Raw genomic sequence first — 20,216 nt, forward strand, 5'->3', positions numbered from 1 at the left:
AAAACCAACGCTTAACACACCATATTTCTTTGCTACAATCAGTAGCTTGCTGATGCTTTAAATGACTCAACTGCAGCTTTTAGACGACTTTCGATGTCATCATTATAGTTGGCAGTTTCATCAATTTCACTCATCAATGCAGCATGATCGTTGCGTAGGTAGCGTAAGAAAGCCTCTTCAAATGCACCAATTTTTTCTACAGGTACATCAGACAAATAGCCTTCATTTGAGGCGTAGATAACTGCCGCTTGATCAGCAATAGACATCGGTGCGTATTGCTTTTGCTTCATCAGCTCAGTCACACGCACACCATGTTCCAACTGTTGTTTGGTTGCATCATCCAAATCAGAGGCAAACTGGGCAAACGCAGCAAGTTCACGATACTGAGCAAGTGCTGTACGGATACCACCTGAGAGCTTTTTGATGATTTTGGTCTGAGCTGCACCACCCACACGAGATACTGAGATACCAGCGTTTACCGCAGGGCGAATACCTGAGTTAAATAGATTAGACTCTAAGAAAATCTGACCATCGGTAATTGAGATCACATTAGTAGGTACGAATGCTGATACATCCCCTGCTTGAGTCTCAATGATGGGCAATGCTGTCAAAGATCCAGTTTTACCTTTAACCTCGCCATTGGTAAATGCTTCTACATAGTCAGCATTGACACGAGATGCACGCTCTAACAGGCGTGAGTGTAGATAAAATACATCACCAGGGTATGCTTCACGCCCTGGTGGACGGCGTAATAGCAAGGAAATCTGACGATAAGCGACAGCTTGTTTTGATAGGTCGTCATAAACAATCAAGGCATCTTCACCACGATCACGGAAGTACTCACCCATCGTACAACCAGAATATGGAGCGATATATTGTAATGCTGCTGGCTCAGAGGCAGACGCAACAACAACAGTCGTATAAGCCAATGCGCCTGTTTCTTCTAATTTACGCACCACATTTGCAATGGTTGAGCGTTTTTGACCAATAGCAACATACACGCACTTAATGCCTGAGTTTTTCTGAGCAATAATCGCATCGATTGCCAAAGCGGTTTTACCAGTTTGACGGTCGCCAATGATAAGCTCACGCTGACCACGCCCAATAGGAATCATGGTATCAACTGCTTTATAACCAGTCATGACAGGCTCATCAACAGACTGACGAGCGATAACACCAGGAGCGATTTTTTCAACTTTATCGGTCAGCTTGGCATTAATAGGACCTTTGCCATCGATTGGGTTACCCAATGCATCGACGACACGACCAAGTAGTTCAGGACCTACGGGTACTTCCAAAATACGACCTGTGCAATATGCTTTTTGACCTTCTTGTAGGGACAGATATTCACCCAGTACAACTGCACCGACTGAATCTTGTTCAAGGTTTAGTGCCATACCATACACACCGCCTTCAAACTCAATCATCTCGCCATACATAGCTTCTTCTAGGCCATGGATTTGCACAATACCATCAGAGACACTGACGATAACGCCTTCAGTTTTTGCAGTTGCGCTTACGTCAAGGTCTTGAATACGCTGCTTAATCAGATTGCTGATTTCGGCTGGATTCAATTGTTGCATTGCCTTGTTTCCTTTGATTTAGACAGCTGACTACTTACGCAGTTAGCTGAGTCTTTAATTGTTTTAACTTGCCACGCACTGAGCCATCAGTAAACTTGTCACCCACCTTGATCGTAGCTCCACCCAACAAATTTGGGTCTACAGATTCGTGCAAAATCACGATAGAACCTGTTGAAAGTGCTAATCGCTCTTGAAGCTTTTTACTTTGAGCTTCGGTTAGTGGAAAGGCTGAAGTTACATAAGCATCAACCTGTTTAAGCTCTTGTGATTTTAGCTTGGTGTAATGAGCAGTGATCTCAGGCATAAGCGCCAATCTGTCATGCTCTGCCAACTGTTTTATAAAGTTGGTTAACGCTTGTGATGCTTGCTCTGCTGTTAATTTGCCATAGGCATCCATCAGAATATCTGCTTTTTGTTGTGCAGAAATGGCTGGATTGTTCAGCAGTGAAGCAAAATCTTCATTGCGTACAACATCGCTTGCAATCAACAAAAAAGCTTCCCAATTGCTGATCGCATTATGCTCTTTAGCGTAATCAAATGCTGCTTTGGCATATGGTCTAGCTAAGGTAGTAAGTTCAGCCATGATATCCTCTAATTACAGCTTAGCCGCCAACTGTTCAAGCATGCTGGCGTGTTCTTGTTCATTGATTTTGTCTTGCAAAATCTTTTCGGCACCCAGTACAGCAAGACTGGCAACCTGTGAGCGAAGTTGTTCACGAGTTTGGGCAGCTTCTTGCTCTACAGCTGCATGAGCTGCAACGATGATGCGTTCGCCTTCAAGGCGAGCTTGTTCTTTAGCATCTTCAATCATTTGGTTAGCGGTTTTATTCGCACGCTCAATGATAGATGCAGCTTCGGTTTTAGCAGCTGCAAATTCTGCCTCTACTTGCTTTTCAGCAGAAACCAAATCCGCTTTTGCTTTTTCTGCGGCATTTAAGCCTTCTTCGATTTTGCGTTGACGCTCATTAATCGCGCCGATCAGTGGTGGCCATACAAACTTCATGCAAAATAGCACAAAGATTGCAAAAGCAATCAGCTGACCGAAAATGGTTAAATTGATCATCCAATCACCTCGTTGTTAGTGAAAGTCAGGTGATGCCCACCTTTGTTTCTAAGACCCAAAGGTGGTCGTTAAACTGACGGTTTCAGCTTATGCGAATGGGTTGGCGAACAATAGAAGCATTGCGATACCAACACCAATCATTGGTACAGCGTCAAGCAGACCTGCAACGATGAACATTTTGGTCTGTAGTTGTGAACCAAGCTCAGGTTGACGAGCGGTACTTTCTAGGAATTTACCGCCTAGGATAGCAAAACCAATACCTGTTGCTAGTGCACCTGCACCGATTAGTAGAGCTACTGCAAGTAGTGTGTACTGTGCGATTACTGGATCCATGATGTCTCCTTATGACCTAAAATCAAGGGTTATTAAAAAAGGTTCAAATTAATGTTCGGATTCTGCTGAGATTAACGACAAGTATACAATCGTCAACATCATAAACACGAACGCCTGAAGAGTAATAACTAGAATATGGAAGATTGCCCAAGGCACGCTCAGTGCCCACTGAATCCAAAATGGCATCAGTGCAATCAAGATGAAAATAAGCTCACCTGCGTACATGTTACCAAATAGACGCAGTCCCAATGAGATTGGTTTTGCTAATAAGGTAACAATTTCAAGTACTAGGTTAATTGGGATTAAGATAGCTTGCAAAATTGGATTTTTTGCACTAAAAGGATGCAATGTAAATTCTGCAATAAAGCCACCAACGCCTTTATATTTCAAACCAAAACCAATGATTAAGAAAAATACGCCAATCGCCATACCCAAAGTAATATTTGGGTCTGTGGTTGGTACAATTTTGAAATATACATGATGTGGATCATGACCCATTAATGAACCTACCCATTGAGCCAGGCTTGGCATCCAGTCAATAGGCACCAAATCCATTAAGTTCATCAAAAAAATCCACACAAAAATCGTCAATGACAGCGGTGCTATCAGCTTTGATGGACCATTGTAAGACTCACGAACACTGTTGTCTACGAAATCAACAATCATCTCAACAAAAGCTTGTAGCTTAGTTGGAACGCCTGAAGTCGCTTTACGACCAACCGCCCAAAAAAGCGCCAAAAAGAAAATACCCAAACCAATTGACCAAAGCATGGAGTCCACATGGATCGCCATAAATCCCATCTGCTGAGCTTCAGCGGCATCATGAGCCACTTTCCAGCCCAATTCAGGGTGGTGTCCAAATGTCCAATTGGTCAAATGGTGAGCAATATATTCTGTAGATGTCTGTTCGGCTGCCATAAATAAGCTTCTTATTTTAACTCAAAAAAGAAAAATTGGTGATAAACGCCAAATCAAAAAACGAAGTTACCATTTAACTCTTTTCAATCCATTGTTAGCAGCTTGGCTGATTAATATTTTATCAACCGTACTTCCCTTGTCCATTAATTTCGACAAAATCCATACTTTTGCATTGATTTAAAAAATCAATGAATTTCATAAATACTTATGAAATTCATAACAATAAATTGTACTTGTAACTAATAGAGTATCTTACTTTAGTGTTGGCAATATGTAAAGACCAAATCACCATTTTATTGCCGAAATTTTACAAATTTATGGGAAAATTGCATAATTTTATGATTTTCTTAAGAGCAAACAATTTGTTATCAAACTATTTTCAAGAGTTTTATCAATGATAGCTAATATTACTAATATTTTAAAATAATCTAATGTTTCACAAAAGCTACTGATACATTACTCGCTTTTCTATCTAAGATACATGGTCTTTATGGGTTGATTGATTGATAATTCTGATACAAATGATGCAAGTGGGGATTTTATGGGCAAATTATTTCATCTTGATCAAGACCAAATTTTGGCTGATAATCAAGATGATATATCCTATGATAACCGAAACTGTGCTGATTGGTTGAATCTTTAAGAACACAAAAGCAAATAAAGCTAAGGTCGTCGCCCATTTGATCACAAAGCCCAAATAAGTATTCAGCATGATTTGACGAGCGTGCTTAGCACCCACAGTGTGGTAAGCGATGCGAGTAAAAATCAACTGTCCAATAAAGGCAATCAAAGCACCAATCGACAAACCTTTGGCAATCAGCCTATCGCCATCTGCCATCACATAACTGAGTACCAAGCCAAATATCATGACGCCCAAAACGACCCAAATTTGACGCATTTGGACTTGATAGATGGCAGATTTTTTATTACGCTGGGCAGGACGGCTCATAAGCTTCATGATTTTGATTTTGATTAAAAGGCTTGATTATAAAGAGCCATCTGACACGAAGCAAGAATTATTTGATGCCAGCACATGTTTGCAGTGCATTCACCTGTGCCACCCATGCACTGATAAAATCTTCACCCATGCCACTCATGTCCTCTTGAATAATAGTCACATTGACATTACCAAGTTTATTTTTAATGCCGTCTGAGACCACCCCTTGAGACGCAAGGCACATAAATGGCTGCGGTCTTGTTTGATTCAGTCGCTTAAATTGGCTGGCTTTTGGGTTTAAGTGATGATCAGGCGTCAAAGCCCCTGCAAATTTCAGTCCTGCCGCCTGTTCGATATACTGAAAAGCATCATGATACGCCCAATATGGTGTCATGCCATTGACCTGTACGCTTTGGACGGCTTTATCCATACGCCGCTCAAAATCTGTGGCATTTTGGGCATATTTGGCTTTATGCTCTGGATTGGCATGACCATGCACCACAGACAACGCACGCACAATGGCTTTAGCATTTTCTGGATCAAGCCAAATATGTGCATCTTCTGAATCTGGTTTTTGGCTGCCATCAATATGCCTTAAAGGCAGACGGTTGAAGGCATTAAACTGTAATAATGAAATTGCATTCGGTGCATCTGCCAATGTTTTGACCAAATTTTGTTCAAGCGATTCCCCAAACCAAATGACATAATCACTATCTTCAACCAATTTGACTTTACTTGGTGATAGTGAGCCATGATGCCCAACATCTCCAGCGGTAAGCAGCACTTTGGCATCATGCTGACCTTGGGTAACTTCATGGCTCAAAAGTGCAAGCGGATAATTACTAACGCTGACCATGCCAGCCATCGCAGATACTGAAAAAATCGTGGTGATGGGTAATAGGATCACAGCTTTTAAAGATTGATACAAAACAGAGCTTTTAAAAAGCGTTCGTAATGCAAATGTTGTCATTGATAAGTACCCTGATGTCTAAAAATGATTAAAATTATAGCACAGCTGTCATAAAAATGTTATTTTATAACATAAGACTTGCCATAAAAATTGGATAATAACTTGGTTTTGTTTGTAATATAACTTAAAATGATGGTCTTGATTGATAATTACTACTACTGCTATAATATAACTGATAAAAATAAAGTCAATCGTTAATCCACAGTCAAATTTATCAATGTATGGACTAAATCAATCTCCCACAGTGATTGGATTATTGGATACCCATAATCGGATATCACTGATAATTATTGATTAATTACCCAATTTTAAAAGGTTGTTATGCATTCAGCTCATCATCACTGCCATAGCCATCATCATGATAGTTATCATCAAAATCCCGAGCAGCGCTTGGCTGATGCAAAAGCCTACTGTGCCAAACGAGGCGCCAGATTTACGCCACTGCGCGAAGAGGTCTTTCAGCTAATTTTGCAAGCAGAAAAACCCATGGGTGCATATGACTTAATCAGCGCACTTCAACAAAGCCGCTTATCTGATGCAAATGCAAAAAAAACCAATATCGCACCGCCAACCGTGTATCGCTCATTGGAATTTTTGATTGAAGAAGGGTTGATTCACCAGTTAAGTTCCATGAATGCTTATGTCCCTTGTTGCCACCCCAGAGATCGGCACGCGGCGGCATTTTTAATCTGCCGATGCTGTCAAAAAGTGGAAGAATGTAGCAATCTTCCTGTTGATAGTATGATGAATTTTGCCGCCAAAGATGCAAACTTTTTGGTTGAGCGTAGCACCATAGAGCTTAAAGGCGTGTGCCGTGATTGCCACCAAAAGCCATAATACGCCTATCATCCTACAATTAGACCAAGTCAGCTATCGTGTGAGCGATGGCGATTTGGTGAGTGGTGTCAGCCTGAATATTCATGCAGGCGAGATGATTAGCTTAATCGGTCCAAATGGTGCAGGCAAGTCCACCTTAGTTAAGCTTATCTTGGGCTTATTAACTCCAACTCACGGTAAAATCACCAAAAAAGTGCGACATATCAGCTATGTGCCTCAACGCTTTAACATACCAACCATATTGCCCTTGCGTGCCATAGATTTGCTCAGACAGGCCAATCCAAAGCGATTAAATCAAGCTCAAAAAGATGATATTTTTGACAAGTTATCGATAACATCGTTATTATCCAAACAGATGCATCATTTATCAGGTGGCGAGACGCAGCGTGTGCTACTTGTGCGCGCCTTATTAGATAAACCTGAACTATTAATCCTTGATGAACCCATGCAAGGGCTAGATCCAGAAAGTGAAAGCTGGTTGTATCAGTTTTTAGATCAGCTGCCTGAGTTTTTACAATGTGCGATGCTTGTGGTATCACACGATTTGCATTGGGTCATGAAAGGCTCTCGCCGTGTCATCTGCTTAAATAAACACATCTGCTGTCAAGGTGTGCCAAGTCAAATTGCAATCGCACCTGAATTTGTACAACTTTTTGGCTATCAAGCACCTTACATCCATCAACATACACACTGCGATCATCATCTGGATCATGATCATCTTGAGAGCAACCATAGACATCGAGACACCGCATGAGTGACTGGCTACCAATTATCGCACCTGCTTGGATTGCTGGTGTCTTGATTGCATTATTATCCGCACCCTTAGGATGCCTAGTCTTGTGGCGGCGTATGGCTTTTTTTTCGGATACTTTGGCACATGGTGCATTGCTCGGTATAGCGTTTGCCGTATGGCTAAACCTGCCTGCTGATTTGGGCATTGGTATGATTAGCATTGCCGTCATCATCGCTTTAACCTTGCTCAAAGATAAAAGATTGCCCAATGATGCCACCTTGGCAGTGTTAGCGTCTACGCTACTTTGTTTGGGGTTACTGACACTCACTCAGCTAACCCAGCAACAAGCAAATGTGCTTGGATTTTTGTTTGGTAGCTTGCTTGATATGGATTGGTCGGATTTACCAAGACTGGGTATACTAATTGCAATGGGCTTAGTTATTTTAAAACGCATTTGGCAATCTCAGGTTAAGCTGGCAACCTCTGAAGCACTTGCCCAAATTCAGGGCATTAACCCATTACACCAACACCTATTTTTTATGGGGCTTTTGGCGGGATTTTGTGCTGTGGCACTTCAGGCGGTTGGCAGTCTATTAATCAGCGGACTTCTCATATTACCTGCCTTGATTGCCCGTTTGTTTGCACAATCGCCAACGATGATGGTATTTTTATCCATCATATTTGCCCAAATGGCTGTTACCGCAGGGGTTTGGGGGAGTGTGTGGCTTGACATTCAAACAGGCTTATCCATCGTACTCATGCTTGCCATTGGTTTTTTTATTACCTTTGCCTGCAAAAAAATCCTAAGCAAATATGCCTAACATCACCAACAACCATACCTTTAATATCGTTCAATTATCCGATCTACACCTAACGGGGGACATTGGTCAAGCCCCCAGTTATCAGCGATTTTTGGCAGTTTTTCAGACAGCAAAGCATCTAAACCCAGATTTATGGCTTTTGACAGGTGATTTGGTGAATGATGGTAATAGCGATGCTTATGATTGGTTATTTAATCAGCTACAAGCAACCAAAATACCCTATTTGGCTGTCGCTGGCAATCATGATGTGACACACGAAATTGGCATTCATTTGGCACACCAAGAGCGGATACATGTGCCGATTTTACCCGATCGACGCCTAAAAAATTGCTTTCGGTATACTTTTCAAGCAGGGCATGATTGGCAAATTTTATTACTAAATTCCAGTGTATCAGGCGAAATATTTGGGTTATTAACTCATGAAACACTACTTTGGCTTGATCAAACTTTAACCACTCACTTTGAACAAACCATCATCGCCCTACACCACCACCCCACAAAGGTCAGTTCAGATTGGATAGATGCTCATCTACTCAAAAATCATCAAGATTTTTGGTGCGTGATTAAAAAACACGCTCATGTTCACACGATTTTGTGCGGACATGTACATCAAGTACATACGCTGCATCCACTACCAGCACATCAGGTTCAGTTGCTAAGCTGCCCTTCAACAGACCGTCAATTCATGCCTTTTGTGGATAATTTTCAAATTGCTGACACGCCTGCTGGCTGCCGTATGATACAGATTGACAACAAAGGCATCGTATCAAGTTACATACAAATTGTGCAAAATACGCATTCATTTTGTCTTAATAATGCAAATTAATATTAGCTATTTTAATCATCTTTTGATATAGTAACCGCAATTTTTTTGCCGAAAGGCAGTTTAATAGCCTGCAAGCTTTGTTTTATCATGAATACTTGCACCCATAAGGATGAACGGGATGATGAACGCAGCCACCTTTACCCCTTATCAACCTACTGAAGGCGAAGACTATATGTCTGATGCACAGTTAGCACATTTTCGCACCATCTTAAAAAACTGGCGTGAAGAATTAATTACAGAAGCTGAACGCACAAAGACTTATATTCACGAAGAAACCAATACCATGCCAGATATTAACGACCGAGCGACTCAAGAAGAGGAGTTTGCATTGGCACTGCGTACCCGTGACCGTGAGCGTAAGCTTATCCGCAAAATTGACAAGTCTTTGGCTGACATTGAGACCTTAGATTATGGCTATTGTGAGACATGTGGTACAGAAATTGGTCTGCGTCGCCTAGAAGCACGCCCAACGGCGACACAATGTATCGACTGTAAGACACTGTCTGAAATTAAAGAAAGACAAAATCACGGTCAATAGCCCATTGATATCTAGACCCATTGGGCGATTTGCACCCTCGCCCACACACCATCTGCATTTAGGCTCGCTGACCACGGCGGTAGCGAGCTTTTGTCATATCAAATCATTAGGTGGTGATTGGCTGTTACGCATCGAAGATGTGGATTTTGAGCGTTGTCAGCCTAAGTATACAGACAGTATTTTACATGATTTGGATAAGCTTGGGTTACATTGGGACAAAGAAGTTACCTACCAATCTAAACGCACAGATATTTATGATGAGATTTTATCCAATCGATTATCTGACATCACTTATGCCTGCCAATGCTCAAGAAAACAACTTGAGGCACACCGAAATCAAAACGCTAAGCCCCACGCACTCAACCAGCCAACCCTCTACCCACGCTTTTGCCTACATAAAGATTTGGATAAATCTCACCCCAAAAGTAAAATTCGCTTACAGCTGCCCAATGTTGAGACAGCATTTGTAGATGAGCTACAAGGCGTGATTTGGGATAATCCTGCGTTAAGCCTTGGTGATGTTGTGGTCAAACGCCAAAACCAAATGATTAATTATATTTTGGCTTGTGCCATTGATGATGGTTTGCAAAATATCACTCACATCATGCGTGGACTGGATATTATGCCCATGACAGTCGCTCAAATTAATATTTTACATAAATGTCGCCTACCAATACCGAGCTATTTTTATCATTTGCCATTACTGATGAATACAGATGGGCAAAAGCTATCCAAACAAAATCTTGCCACACCAATCAATACAACCAAGCCCAGTGAAATGCTTTTATACGCACTAAAGCTATTAGGTCAACACACCGTCAAAGAAATGCGTGCCGCCAAACCGCATAAGATTCTTCGCCACGCCATTGAGCATTGGGATAATACCCCGTTAACGCATCGCCACACTTTGGCCATCATTTAAGCAAAGATGATTTATCATGATGGCTTATCTTACGGATAGACCAGTCAATAAAAAAGACCCTCAATTCGAGGATCTTTTTTATGTTATTTAATCAATCAGCAATTAAAAAGCCAAATGAGCGCCCAAACTAATTGCATTGGCATCTTCTGATAGATAGTTGTAGCTTGCTTCAACGCCCACATTTGCTAATGGTTTAAAGCCAACACCAACACCGCCTGCTAGGCTGGTTTTGTCGCTTTTGTTTGAGTATGTAGTTGCATTACGGCTGGTAACATCTACTTTAGTCTTAGCAATGCCCAATTTGCCCTTGGCATAAAATGGGGTATTGATGAAGTTATAGCGATATGTGCCATAAGCACCAAAAGACTTCACATCACCTTTTACAGGACTCATACCTGCATTAAATTCTTTGGCGTCTGAACCAACAAATTCGGCTTCTACGCCAAAATTTTGGTCAAAGTTATAACCTGCATAAATACCATAAGCGGTATTTTTACCGTTGATTTGCTTGGCATCTACTTGACCAATTTTGGCACCAACATAAGGTTGGGCATCAGCAGAATTGCCATAGCTGATGGCAGCGTTAGCACTCATCGCCAATAACGAAGAAGCTGATACTGCCAATAGTGTTTTTAAAGTTTTCATTGTTTTTCTCCTAGTTAATCACTGAAACAAACGCTGTTCTGTCTTTTAGCCGTCTTTTGCAAATAACTATTTACAAATAACTGTCTTGTTCCAAATGACGCCCCTATAGTAACAAAATATTTCTTATTAACTGTGCAAGTTTTATAGGTACTGTGTAAAGTTTTGCAACCAATGACCAGTTTTCATAAAACTTCGCCAAAAAATGCACTAAAATATTGCTAAATTTGTACTTTGTCATTATATGACAAATGGTAAAAATTGACTGATTTAAAAAATACCAAACAGCCGCCAATTTTAAGAATAAGGAAAAAGCATGCAAACACTGTCAATGACTGGCAAAAAACTGATTATATTTGATTTGGATGGTACGCTTATCGATAGTGCCCCTGATTTGGCGGCGGCGGTCAATGGCATGTATGCCAAGCTTAACTTACCGCCTATGCCAATTGATATCATCAAAAGCTGGGTGGGCAATGGTTCGCTAAAATTGGTTGAGCGAGCAATGCAAGCACATCATATCTATGATACGACTATGATTCACCATGCCCATGAGTTATTTTTGGCAGAATATGCCCATAAAACAATTGAAAATACGCAAAGCTATGCAGGGGTTATACAAGGGCTTGAACGATTAAAAGCAGCGGGGTTTTATTTGGCAATTTGTACCAATAAGCCTGAGCGTTATTTGCCTAAAATTTTATCACATTTTGGATGGCTGACACTGTTTGACCAAGTGATTGGCGGTGATACGCTCAGCGTCAAAAAGCCCGACCCAACGCCTTTATTATACCTGTGTCAATCACTGGGCATCGCACCGACTGATGCCATTATGGTTGGTGATTCCAAAAATGATATTTTATCAGGGCAAGCCGCTGGCATAACTACGCTTGCTGTGCGTTATGGCTATAATTATGGTGAAAAAATTGATTTAGCAAACCCTGATGCTGCGTTTGATGATTTTGATACTTTAATGAATCATATTTTACAATAAAGTTCACTCAATCCCGCTTTATCTTAACGCTCTTTTTATCTTAAGCTTCTTAATGTTATTCATTACTTAAATTGATATTCATATCATGACAACAACACACCCCCAAGCTGAAAGCCCAACACAAAAAAGACAGCGACTAAAACAACACGCCAACGCCCTACCCAATCGTCCAGGCATTTATAAAATGCTGGGTAAATCAGGCGAGATTTTATATGTTGGTAAAGCAAAATCACTAAAAAATCGTGTTGGTAGCTATTTTGCCAAAACCATCGAACACCCAAAAACCCAAGCACTGGTACAACGCATTGAACAGATTGAGATTATCATCACCCGTGGCGAAACCGAAGCGTTATTACTCGAGCAAAATCTCATCAAAAACCATCGACCGCCTTATAATGTCCTACTAAGAGATGATAAATCTTATCTATACATCTATATCAGTACGGATAAATTTCCCAGACTGTCCATTGGTCGTGGTAAAGGTCGGTATACTCAAGGGCGTTTTTTTGGTCCTTATCCATCGGCACGCAATGCCAAAGAATCAGTACAGCTGATGCAGCGATTATTTATGATTAGAAGCTGTACGAACAGTTTTTTTGCACAAAGGCAGCGTCCTTGTCTAGAATACCAAATTAAACGGTGTAAAGCGCCCTGCGTTGGTATGGTTTCTGCCGAACAATACCAGTCCGATGTGCGTGCTGCTTTGGCATTTTTACAGGGGCATTCTCATGAAGTGCAAGCCATTTTGGTCAAAAAAATGGAGGAAGCTGCTGCGGCATTAAACTTTGAACAAGCCGCCTTTTATCGAGATCGGCTTGCCATGATTAGCGATTTACAAGCCAAACAGGCAGTATTTCGCCTACAGGGTGAAGCGGATGTCTTTGCCATTGCTGCTGATGCTGGTGCGGTTGCCGTGTGTGTTTTGACGGTGCGAGGCGGTCAGGTATTGGGGGTAAAAAACTATTTTCCTGATGATATCGAACCAGCCATTAAGAGCAACCAAGAGCGTTTAAAAGAATTTTTATTGTCGTTTTATTTTCAGGTGAGTGATGATTTGCCTGATGAAATTATCAGCTCTGTTGCTATTGAAGAGGCATCTATATTGGCAGATATTTTGCAAGTACAGTTTGGCAAACGCACCACGATTAAGCACAAAGTAACCACACACCGTGATGATTGGTTATCCATCGCAAACTTAAATGCCAATAATGCGTTATCAGCCAAGCTCAAAGACAGTCGGGAGCTACAAGCACGATTTGAGCAGTTAAAACAAGTGCTTGCCCCCATCACCACTTGCACCATTGACCGTATTGAATGTTTTGACATCAGCCACACCATGGGCGAAGCTGCCATCGGCTCATGTGTGGTGTTTGACCAAAATGGCCCAAAAAAGCGTGATTATCGTCAATATGCCATTCATGATATTACCGCAGGCGATGATTATGCGGCCATGCGTCAGGTCTTAATGCGTCGCTATACCAAACATCCGTTACCTGATTTATTATTGATTGATGGTGGCAAGGGTCAATTAAATGTTGCCATCGAAGTATTAAGCGAGCTTGGCAAATTAACCGATACTTTGCTTGTCGGTGTGGCAAAAGGTGAGGGGCGTAAAGCTGGTCTTGAGGTACTACATTTTGTGGCACATGAGCCGATAGATTTGCCTGCTGATAGCAAGGCTTTGCATCTCATCATGCAAATTCGAGATGAAGCGCATCGATTTGCCATCACCGCCCACCGCAAAAAAAGAGATAAAAAACGCTCAAGCTCAGTGCTTGAGGTTATCCCAGGGCTTGGGCAAGTCCGCAGGCGTGATTTATTAAATCATTTTGGCGGTATACAACAGCTGCTTGGTGCATCACAAGATGAGATCGCACAGGTCAAAGGCATTGGGCCCATGCTGGCTGGTACGATTTATAAGGCATTGCATGAATAATGAATAATAAAAAGCCGCTGATTGATCAAAGCGGCTTTTGTTTACTTTTATTCATTCAAAACAAAAACACCCAACTCACCCAATGGGCGGCGTATAAGTGCCGTCTTTGATGGCATCGCCAATTCTGTGTGCCTCTGCTAATACTTGATCCAGCAAGGCTTTGACATCTTCAAGCGTTGCGATGGGGCTAAGTGTCGTCATCTTTAACGACTGCACATCTTGACGGCTGTCAATGACACGAGTTACGCCAATGTTCGCTTCCCCTCGGGCAAATAACTCATCTGCCACATTTTGGTTTAGGCTGTCCAAATACTCATCAGGATAACCCTTTGGCACGACACGAAACAGCACAGAAGCAAACTGCGGTTCAACGAGCAATTCTAGCCCATCAGCATGACGGATATAATCCGCCACTTGTTTTGTTAAGTTTACCCCATGGTCAATCATAGAGCCGTACAGCTCTTCGCCCAACGCCTCTATCGTCAGCCACAGTTTTAGGGCATCAAATCGGCGTGTGGTTTGCAAGGATTTTGAGACCAGATTTGGCACGCCATGCTCTTCATCATAGGCTGAGTTGAGATACTCCGCCTCATAGTGCATAAAGCGGTAATTTTGCTCATCTTTTAGCAAGAACGCCCCACAAGAGATGCTTTGAAAATAGTGCTTATGAAAATCCAGCGTCACCGAATCGGTCAATTCAATGCCGTCCAGCATAGAACGATAATCATTAGACAGTAATAACGCCCCACCCCACGCCGCATCTACATGTAGCCACGCACCGAATTTATCGCACAAGGCACGGATGGCTTTAATGTCGTCAATCGCCCCTGCGTCGGTTGTCCCTGCCGTTGCCACAACACACGCCACGATGTTACCATCAGCGTGCAAATCTGCCATAATATCGGCCAAAGCTTGGGTATCCATTTGGGCATTGTCATTGACAGGGATGCTTACAACCGAAGCAAAACCCATGCCCATCATCGCCATATTTTTTTGTACGCTAAAATGGGCATTTTGGGAGCACAGTACTTTGACATTTTGCATGGCATCGGGGGGGATACCATCACGCTGTACCGACCACGGTTTGCCGTCTTTATCGGTATAATGTTTGGCAATGCACCAATCACGAGCCAAAAGCACGCCCATCAGGTTGGACTGTGTACCGCCTGATGTGAACACACCTGCCTGTCCTGCCCCATAACCCACCTTTTGGCGTAACCAGTCAATGAGCAAAACCTCCATGAGTGAACCTGCTGGCGACTGGTCCCATGAGTCCATTGATTGGTTGGTGGCGTTAATGAGTATCTCGGCGATTTGTGATGTTACCATGGTTGGGCAATGCAAATGGGCAAGCGAATGCGGATGATGCACCTTTAGGCTGTTGTTTAAAAACAGATTTATCGCACGCTCTAACGCCCCATCAATGCCTAAGCCGTCTTTGGTTGGATTAAAAGCAATCTGTGAACGCAACTGGCTGATACTGCCACCTGTATACATGTTATCATCTTGTAGCCATGTCTTGACCGCTTGGACGGCGTGCGTCATCGTGCGTTCATAATCGGCGATGGATTGTGGGTCGTTGCACAGTAGGGCTTGTTTATGTTGTTCAAAAGTTGGCATGGCTATGTCCTAAAAGTAAAGAATTTTTCTATTTTAACATATTTACATCGTTTAATATTATTTTAGGTCAATTCATTGATCTTTTGTACCACTTGATAATCCACTTCATCATTTATTTCAAAAAATCGTTTTGCACACGCAATTTTAAACCGCTCTTCCCACTTCAATTTATCAACCACCACCCCATCTTGAATGGATTTATCGCCTGTATTTTTGGTTTCAGCAATAAAATAAACCTGCTCGCCATTCTTTTTTATAACCACCGCCCAATCTGGGTTGTAATTACCAATCGGCGTTGGGATTTTAAATTTTTTGGGTAATTTAAAATAAAATGCCACTTGCTCATCATAATTTTCACAATCTGTTGCAAATTGATTTTCGGTATTTGAATCTAAATCCAACACACCATTATAAATGGTTTTATCCATTTTATTTACATTAAAAGTATATTGATTGGCATAAATTTTATAAGTCTTAAATAAACTTTGTTCGTACACTTTATCCAATTTTTGATAATAGATACCATTTTTCATCAAATCGTACAATTCATCATTGATGATTTCTGCTACAGTTTCAATAAAGCGTTGTGGATTGCTCTTAACTTCATCAATTCTACCAGATTGCTGTAAAATCTGTACCAATGTATTGCGAGTTAAACCTGTTTTTTGTTGCAATACTTTTAAAATATCAGGTATCACAAACTTCGTTTGAATATGTTCACTTTGAGAAAAAATCTCTTGCGTTTCTATGCCTGTTTCACTGTTTTGCACCATCCTTGCTTTTTTAATTTCAATTTTTGGTGTGTCAATTTTTGGCATGACATGGATTTTTTGACTGGCATTGTCAATCAATTCATCGCTATCAAATTGTACACGGTAGCTGGTTTTATGGCGAATACGCTCCCAAATTTGTAAAAATAATGGGTCGGTAAACGCATCAAAACGATAAGTTACCGTGCGTTCATTTTTGGCATTTTTAAGATGAGATTTTTCAAATTTAATGCCACAATCATCAATATATTCTTGTTGCAAACTGTTGGCAAATTGCTCATAACTTTCATTGGGAATCACGGTCAAAATATTGACTTTTTCATCATAAATTCGCTCGCCTTTTTGATTCACAGGTAAACGAAGCCCACGCCCAATTTCTTGGCGTTTTTTAATTACAGATGTGGTTTCATTCAAAGTACAAATTTGAAAAACATTGGGATTATCCCACCCCTCTTTTAATGCCGAATGACTAAAAATAAATCGCACAGGCTCATCAAGCGACAATAACCGCTCTTTATCTTTCATAATCAGCTCATAGGCATCATTATCATCTTTGGTGGTACCATTGCTGTTTTTAGCATTGCCTTTTTTGTCTTGGCTAAAATAGCCTTTATGTACGCCACTAGCTGATTGTTTGGTTTCTAATTCGTACAATTCTTCAAACCACTCATAAAATTTCCCCAATTCACCTTGTGCATTGGTGCGATAATTTTCTACCTTGTCAATAAAAAACAGTGATAATACTTTTATGCCGTCTTTATTTAACTCCTTTTCATGCTTTAAATGCTCTTTAATAGTATAATGAATCTGCTGTTTCATTATTTCATCTCTAAGACAATCCATATTTACACCACGGGCAATTTCGATACCATTAGAGAATTTAATCATTTGGTTTTCTAAATCAATGCCTGTAATTATAAATCCTTGATAGTTGGGGTTTTGCTTTGATTTTTCATATAAATCATCGCCCAGCTTAACGGTAATTGCTTTGCGTTTTAATTGCTGTTTTTCGCTAATATCAAATATTATTTTGGCTTTCAAACCGCTTTTGTTTGTGATTTCTTTTAGTTCAATAAAGGCATTATTTTTATCTTGTGATATCACCGAATTAACGACAATTTGTTTTACCAAATTTTTTTCAAATGCCTGTACAGGATTTAGGCTGTATACTTTATTGATAATTTCTTTATGCGTTGCCGAATATCCAACCGTAAATAATGGATTTAAATTTTCAATGGCATTTTTGCGTTTATCACTGCTGATATTTTGTGGTTCATCAATAATAATGATTGGATTCGTTGCTTGGATTAACTCCATTAATACGCCATTTTCTCGCTGTTGATTAATGATATTGCTTTCTTTTTCAAAAGATTGAATGTTCATCACCAAAATTTCAATATTTGTACTTGTCGCAAAATGTTTTAATGCATTGGTTTTTTGACCGCTATATTCACCATAATGATAAATTGGCGAATTAAATTCATCTTTAAAATGGGCTTTTGTGCTATTTAAAGTTTGTAATACACCTTCACGAATGGCGACACTTGGCACAACAATGATAAATTTTCGCCAGCCATAGCGTTGATAAAGCTCAAAAATGGTATTTAAATAAACAAAAGTTTTGCCCGTACCCGTTTCCATTTCTACACTAAAATACAAATTATCCAATTTATCAGATAAAGAAAGCTGATTTTGCGTTTGGATATTTTTTAAATTATTAAAAATATCATCTTTGGATAAAGATAATTCATTGGCAATCACACGCATATTGTCTTTGTCCGACAAGCTAAAATCATCTTGATGATGCGTAATTTCGCCTTGAAATAAATCTACGATACTATCAATCGCCTGTTTTTGATAATCCAGATGTTCGTATTTGAGCTGCATTCTTATTTCCCCTGATTAAATACTTTCAAAATTTAGTCCAGCATCTTTAAATTGCAAAATTATATTGGATTTTTCGCTGTCATTTAAAAATGCTTTGTCCAATACAGTGGTTTTGGCGGGTTTTTTGGCAATAATGGCGTTAAACTCATCTTGGGATAATGAATTTAGCACAATGGCGTACGATTTATTTTCACAAGTTAGCCAATAAACGCCGTTATCAAATTTAATATCCGCCGTTAATTTTAATCCCATTTTTAATAACAGTTCATAGATAATATCTATCTCATTGGCATTATCTTTTAAGGGGTCAATATACATTTCTAATTGCTTGGCAATATCATCATCGTCAATTTGCCACGCTTTAAAATTACTATCACTTAATTTAAATACCTTAAATCCTGTATCAAGGGTTTTATCGGGATTTTCGGCTTTGATTTTTGCTCCTGCACGGCGAATGCGTTCTTTGGATATTTCGCTGATGGTTTTAAATCCAGCTTTATAGGCTTCGCTTTTTTCATCGGTTAATTCTGGTAATTGCACCATTATAAATTGTCGATTGCCATTATCTTCTGTGTTTAATTGCATGACAGCGTGGGCGGTGGTTGCCGAACCTGCAAAAAAGTCTAGGATAATGGAGTTGTCGCCATTTAGTAATTTTGCTAAAATTTTGATTAAATCTAATGGTTTTGAAAAATCAAAATAATTTTCTAGCAATAAATCTCGCAAGCAAGCCGTGCCTTTGTGATTGGTATAATTTGGATTAATTAAATCATTGGAAGTGAGAATTAAATTTGGATTTTTATCCACTAAAATATTTGTCCCAACTTGAAATTCTTTATCAATATAATTTCTAACACGCAATGTTGTTCTTGTTTCAATAATAATCCCTAACTCTATCGCCCTATTCATTCTTTCTTTTGTCCAAAGCCAGCGTCTTCTGTTCCCTCTACTATCTTCAGGCTTAAATATTTTTCCATTGAATTCAATATCATAATCCCCACCAGCCGAATAACCTTGAGTAGATGATGCTAGAATAGGGCTTGTATCCCCTTCTATGTATGTTCCGTTACTATCTTTTTTGATATTTGACAAATCTCTTTCAATTACAGAGTTAAAATCATAATTTTTATTTTTAGCATAAACCAATAGATAGTCATGCGTAATAGAAATATATTTTTCTTGTGAAGGTCTTTGAGCTGATGTTTGTCTTGGAAGAGTGGCAACAAAATTCTCTCCCCCAAAAATCTCATCACATAATAATTTTAATTGAGCCTGTTCATTATCATCAATACTGATAAATATCACGCCATCATCAGAAAGTAAAGTATGAGCCAAATGCAATCGTGGCAACATCATATTAAGCCAATTAGAATGATAATGCCCATTGTCTTTGCTGTTCTTTTTAAAGGATTTTAATAATTCGCCATTGATATTTCTATCGCCTGTGGCAATTTCATACTCTTTTTTGCTTTGGCTAAAATCATCGTGATAAATAAAATCATTGCCCGTATTATAGGGCGGATCAATGTATATCATTTTGATTTTGCCTGCATAGGATTTTTGTAATATTTTTAGGGCTTCTAAATTATCACTTTCAATAAAAATGTTTTGTGTGGTATCAAAATCCACACTCTCGGCAGGACAAGGAATGAGCGTGTTATTGGTAGGGGCTTGTAGGGCTTGATAAGCGGTTGATTTGCCTGCCCAATTTAAGCCGTAGCGTTCGTTTTGGGCAAGGTGGTCGCCCAGCAGGGTTTTGAGTTTTTCTAAGTCTAGAGCGTGTTCGCTAAAAATTTCAGGCAGGATTTGGCGAAGTTTGGCTAATTTTTCACCAAAAAAGTCGGTATTATGGGCAGTTTTTAGGCTGTTGGTTGGTTGGTTGGTTG

19 protein-coding genes are annotated in these 20,216 nt (G+C 40.1%); 8 read left to right on the forward strand and 11 right to left on the reverse strand.

Annotated elements, in window-relative coordinates:
* Window positions 1-38 precede the first annotated feature (38 nt).
* The 7 genes from atpA to A4U55_RS04925 all read right to left on the reverse strand — a co-directional run bounded on the left by atpA (window position 39) and on the right by A4U55_RS04925 (window position 5,804).
* A complete protein-coding gene (gene atpA / locus A4U55_RS04895; RefSeq protein ID WP_003658968.1) occupies window positions 39-1,583 on the reverse strand; it encodes a F0F1 ATP synthase subunit alpha in 1,545 nt (514 codons plus the stop codon).
* A gap of 34 nt (window positions 1,584-1,617) precedes the next feature.
* The gene (locus A4U55_RS04900) at window positions 1,618-2,166 is read right to left on the reverse strand and encodes a F0F1 ATP synthase subunit delta (RefSeq protein WP_003658966.1); all 549 of its coding nucleotides are present in this window, start codon (window positions 2,164-2,166) and stop codon (window positions 1,618-1,620) included.
* A gap of 12 nt (window positions 2,167-2,178) precedes the next feature.
* On the reverse strand, window positions 2,179-2,646 hold the full coding sequence (locus tag A4U55_RS04905) for a F0F1 ATP synthase subunit B (RefSeq protein ID WP_003658964.1): 468 nt from the start codon (window positions 2,644-2,646) through the stop codon (window positions 2,179-2,181).
* 87 nt (window positions 2,647-2,733) lie between these two features.
* Window positions 2,734-2,979 carry a F0F1 ATP synthase subunit C gene (atpE, locus tag A4U55_RS04910; protein WP_003658962.1) on the reverse strand — a complete coding sequence of 82 codons (246 nt, stop codon included), beginning with the start codon at window positions 2,977-2,979 and terminating at the stop codon, window positions 2,734-2,736.
* 48 nt (window positions 2,980-3,027) lie between these two features.
* The gene (gene atpB, locus A4U55_RS04915; RefSeq protein WP_003672888.1) at window positions 3,028-3,897 is read right to left on the reverse strand and encodes a F0F1 ATP synthase subunit A; all 870 of its coding nucleotides are present in this window, start codon (window positions 3,895-3,897) and stop codon (window positions 3,028-3,030) included.
* Between the two features lie 550 nt (window positions 3,898-4,447).
* Window positions 4,448-4,846: an ATP synthase subunit I gene (locus A4U55_RS04920; protein ID WP_003658956.1), complete on the reverse strand. Its 399-nt coding sequence runs from the start codon at window positions 4,844-4,846 to the stop codon at window positions 4,448-4,450.
* A gap of 67 nt (window positions 4,847-4,913) precedes the next feature.
* Window positions 4,914-5,804, reverse strand: a complete 891-nt coding sequence (locus A4U55_RS04925) for a metal ABC transporter substrate-binding protein (RefSeq protein WP_003658954.1) — start codon at window positions 5,802-5,804, stop codon at window positions 4,914-4,916.
* 321 nt (window positions 5,805-6,125) lie between these two features.
* On the opposite strand from A4U55_RS04925, the gene A4U55_RS04930 reads away from it, so the two are divergent.
* The 6 genes from A4U55_RS04930 to gluQRS all read left to right on the forward strand — a co-directional run bounded on the left by A4U55_RS04930 (window position 6,126) and on the right by gluQRS (window position 10,481).
* On the forward strand, window positions 6,126-6,641 hold the full coding sequence (locus tag A4U55_RS04930) for a Fur family transcriptional regulator (protein ID WP_003669351.1): 516 nt from the start codon (window positions 6,126-6,128) through the stop codon (window positions 6,639-6,641).
* A complete protein-coding gene (locus A4U55_RS04935) occupies window positions 6,619-7,395 on the forward strand; it encodes a metal ABC transporter ATP-binding protein (protein ID WP_063454074.1) in 777 nt (258 codons plus the stop codon). Before A4U55_RS04930 ends, A4U55_RS04935 begins: the two co-directional genes overlap by 23 nt.
* Window positions 7,392-8,195, forward strand: coding sequence for a metal ABC transporter permease (locus A4U55_RS04940; RefSeq protein WP_003658948.1), 804 nt, complete (start codon window positions 7,392-7,394; stop codon window positions 8,193-8,195). The genes A4U55_RS04935 and A4U55_RS04940 overlap by 4 nt, the downstream gene beginning before the upstream one ends.
* Window positions 8,188-9,021 carry a metallophosphoesterase gene (locus A4U55_RS04945; protein WP_003672886.1) on the forward strand — a complete coding sequence of 278 codons (834 nt, stop codon included), beginning with the start codon at window positions 8,188-8,190 and terminating at the stop codon, window positions 9,019-9,021. The genes A4U55_RS04940 and A4U55_RS04945 overlap by 8 nt, the downstream gene beginning before the upstream one ends.
* Window positions 9,022-9,139: 118 nt before the next feature.
* Window positions 9,140-9,559 carry an RNA polymerase-binding protein DksA gene (dksA, locus tag A4U55_RS04950; protein WP_003658944.1) on the forward strand — a complete coding sequence of 140 codons (420 nt, stop codon included), beginning with the start codon at window positions 9,140-9,142 and terminating at the stop codon, window positions 9,557-9,559.
* Between the two features lie 4 nt (window positions 9,560-9,563).
* Window positions 9,564-10,481, forward strand: a complete 918-nt coding sequence (gene gluQRS / locus A4U55_RS04955) for a tRNA glutamyl-Q(34) synthetase GluQRS (protein WP_003663344.1) — start codon at window positions 9,564-9,566, stop codon at window positions 10,479-10,481.
* 102 nt (window positions 10,482-10,583) lie between these two features.
* Here gluQRS and A4U55_RS04960 read toward each other — a convergent pair whose 3' ends face one another.
* Window positions 10,584-11,126 carry a porin family protein gene (locus tag A4U55_RS04960; protein ID WP_003658939.1) on the reverse strand — a complete coding sequence of 181 codons (543 nt, stop codon included), beginning with the start codon at window positions 11,124-11,126 and terminating at the stop codon, window positions 10,584-10,586.
* A 313-nt stretch (window positions 11,127-11,439) separates the two neighbouring features.
* Between A4U55_RS04960 and A4U55_RS04965 the strand changes: the two genes are divergently transcribed.
* Both A4U55_RS04965 and uvrC read left to right on the forward strand, forming a co-directional pair.
* Window positions 11,440-12,117: a phosphoglycolate phosphatase gene (locus A4U55_RS04965; protein ID WP_003658936.1), complete on the forward strand. Its 678-nt coding sequence runs from the start codon at window positions 11,440-11,442 to the stop codon at window positions 12,115-12,117.
* 85 nt (window positions 12,118-12,202) lie between these two features.
* Entirely contained in the window at window positions 12,203-14,053 is a 1,851-nt protein-coding gene (gene uvrC, locus A4U55_RS04970) for an excinuclease ABC subunit UvrC (protein ID WP_003658934.1), read from the forward strand.
* A 75-nt stretch (window positions 14,054-14,128) separates the two neighbouring features.
* On the opposite strand, the gene A4U55_RS04975 is transcribed toward uvrC, so the two are convergent.
* From A4U55_RS04975 to A4U55_RS04985, 3 genes are all read right to left on the reverse strand, one after another.
* Window positions 14,129-15,673, reverse strand: coding sequence for a pyridoxal phosphate-dependent decarboxylase family protein (locus A4U55_RS04975; protein WP_063454075.1), 1,545 nt, complete (start codon window positions 15,671-15,673; stop codon window positions 14,129-14,131).
* A 62-nt stretch (window positions 15,674-15,735) separates the two neighbouring features.
* The gene (locus A4U55_RS04980) at window positions 15,736-18,330 is read right to left on the reverse strand and encodes a restriction endonuclease (protein ID WP_042510217.1); all 2,595 of its coding nucleotides are present in this window, start codon (window positions 18,328-18,330) and stop codon (window positions 15,736-15,738) included.
* 15 nt (window positions 18,331-18,345) lie between these two features.
* The gene (locus tag A4U55_RS04985; RefSeq protein ID WP_003671354.1) at window positions 18,346-19,959 is read right to left on the reverse strand and encodes a site-specific DNA-methyltransferase; all 1,614 of its coding nucleotides are present in this window, start codon (window positions 19,957-19,959) and stop codon (window positions 18,346-18,348) included.
* Window positions 19,960-20,216 lie beyond the last annotated feature (257 nt).

This window comes from Moraxella catarrhalis, from assembly GCF_001632285.1.
GTDB classification, from domain to species: Bacteria; Pseudomonadota; Gammaproteobacteria; order Pseudomonadales; family Moraxellaceae; genus Moraxella; species Moraxella catarrhalis.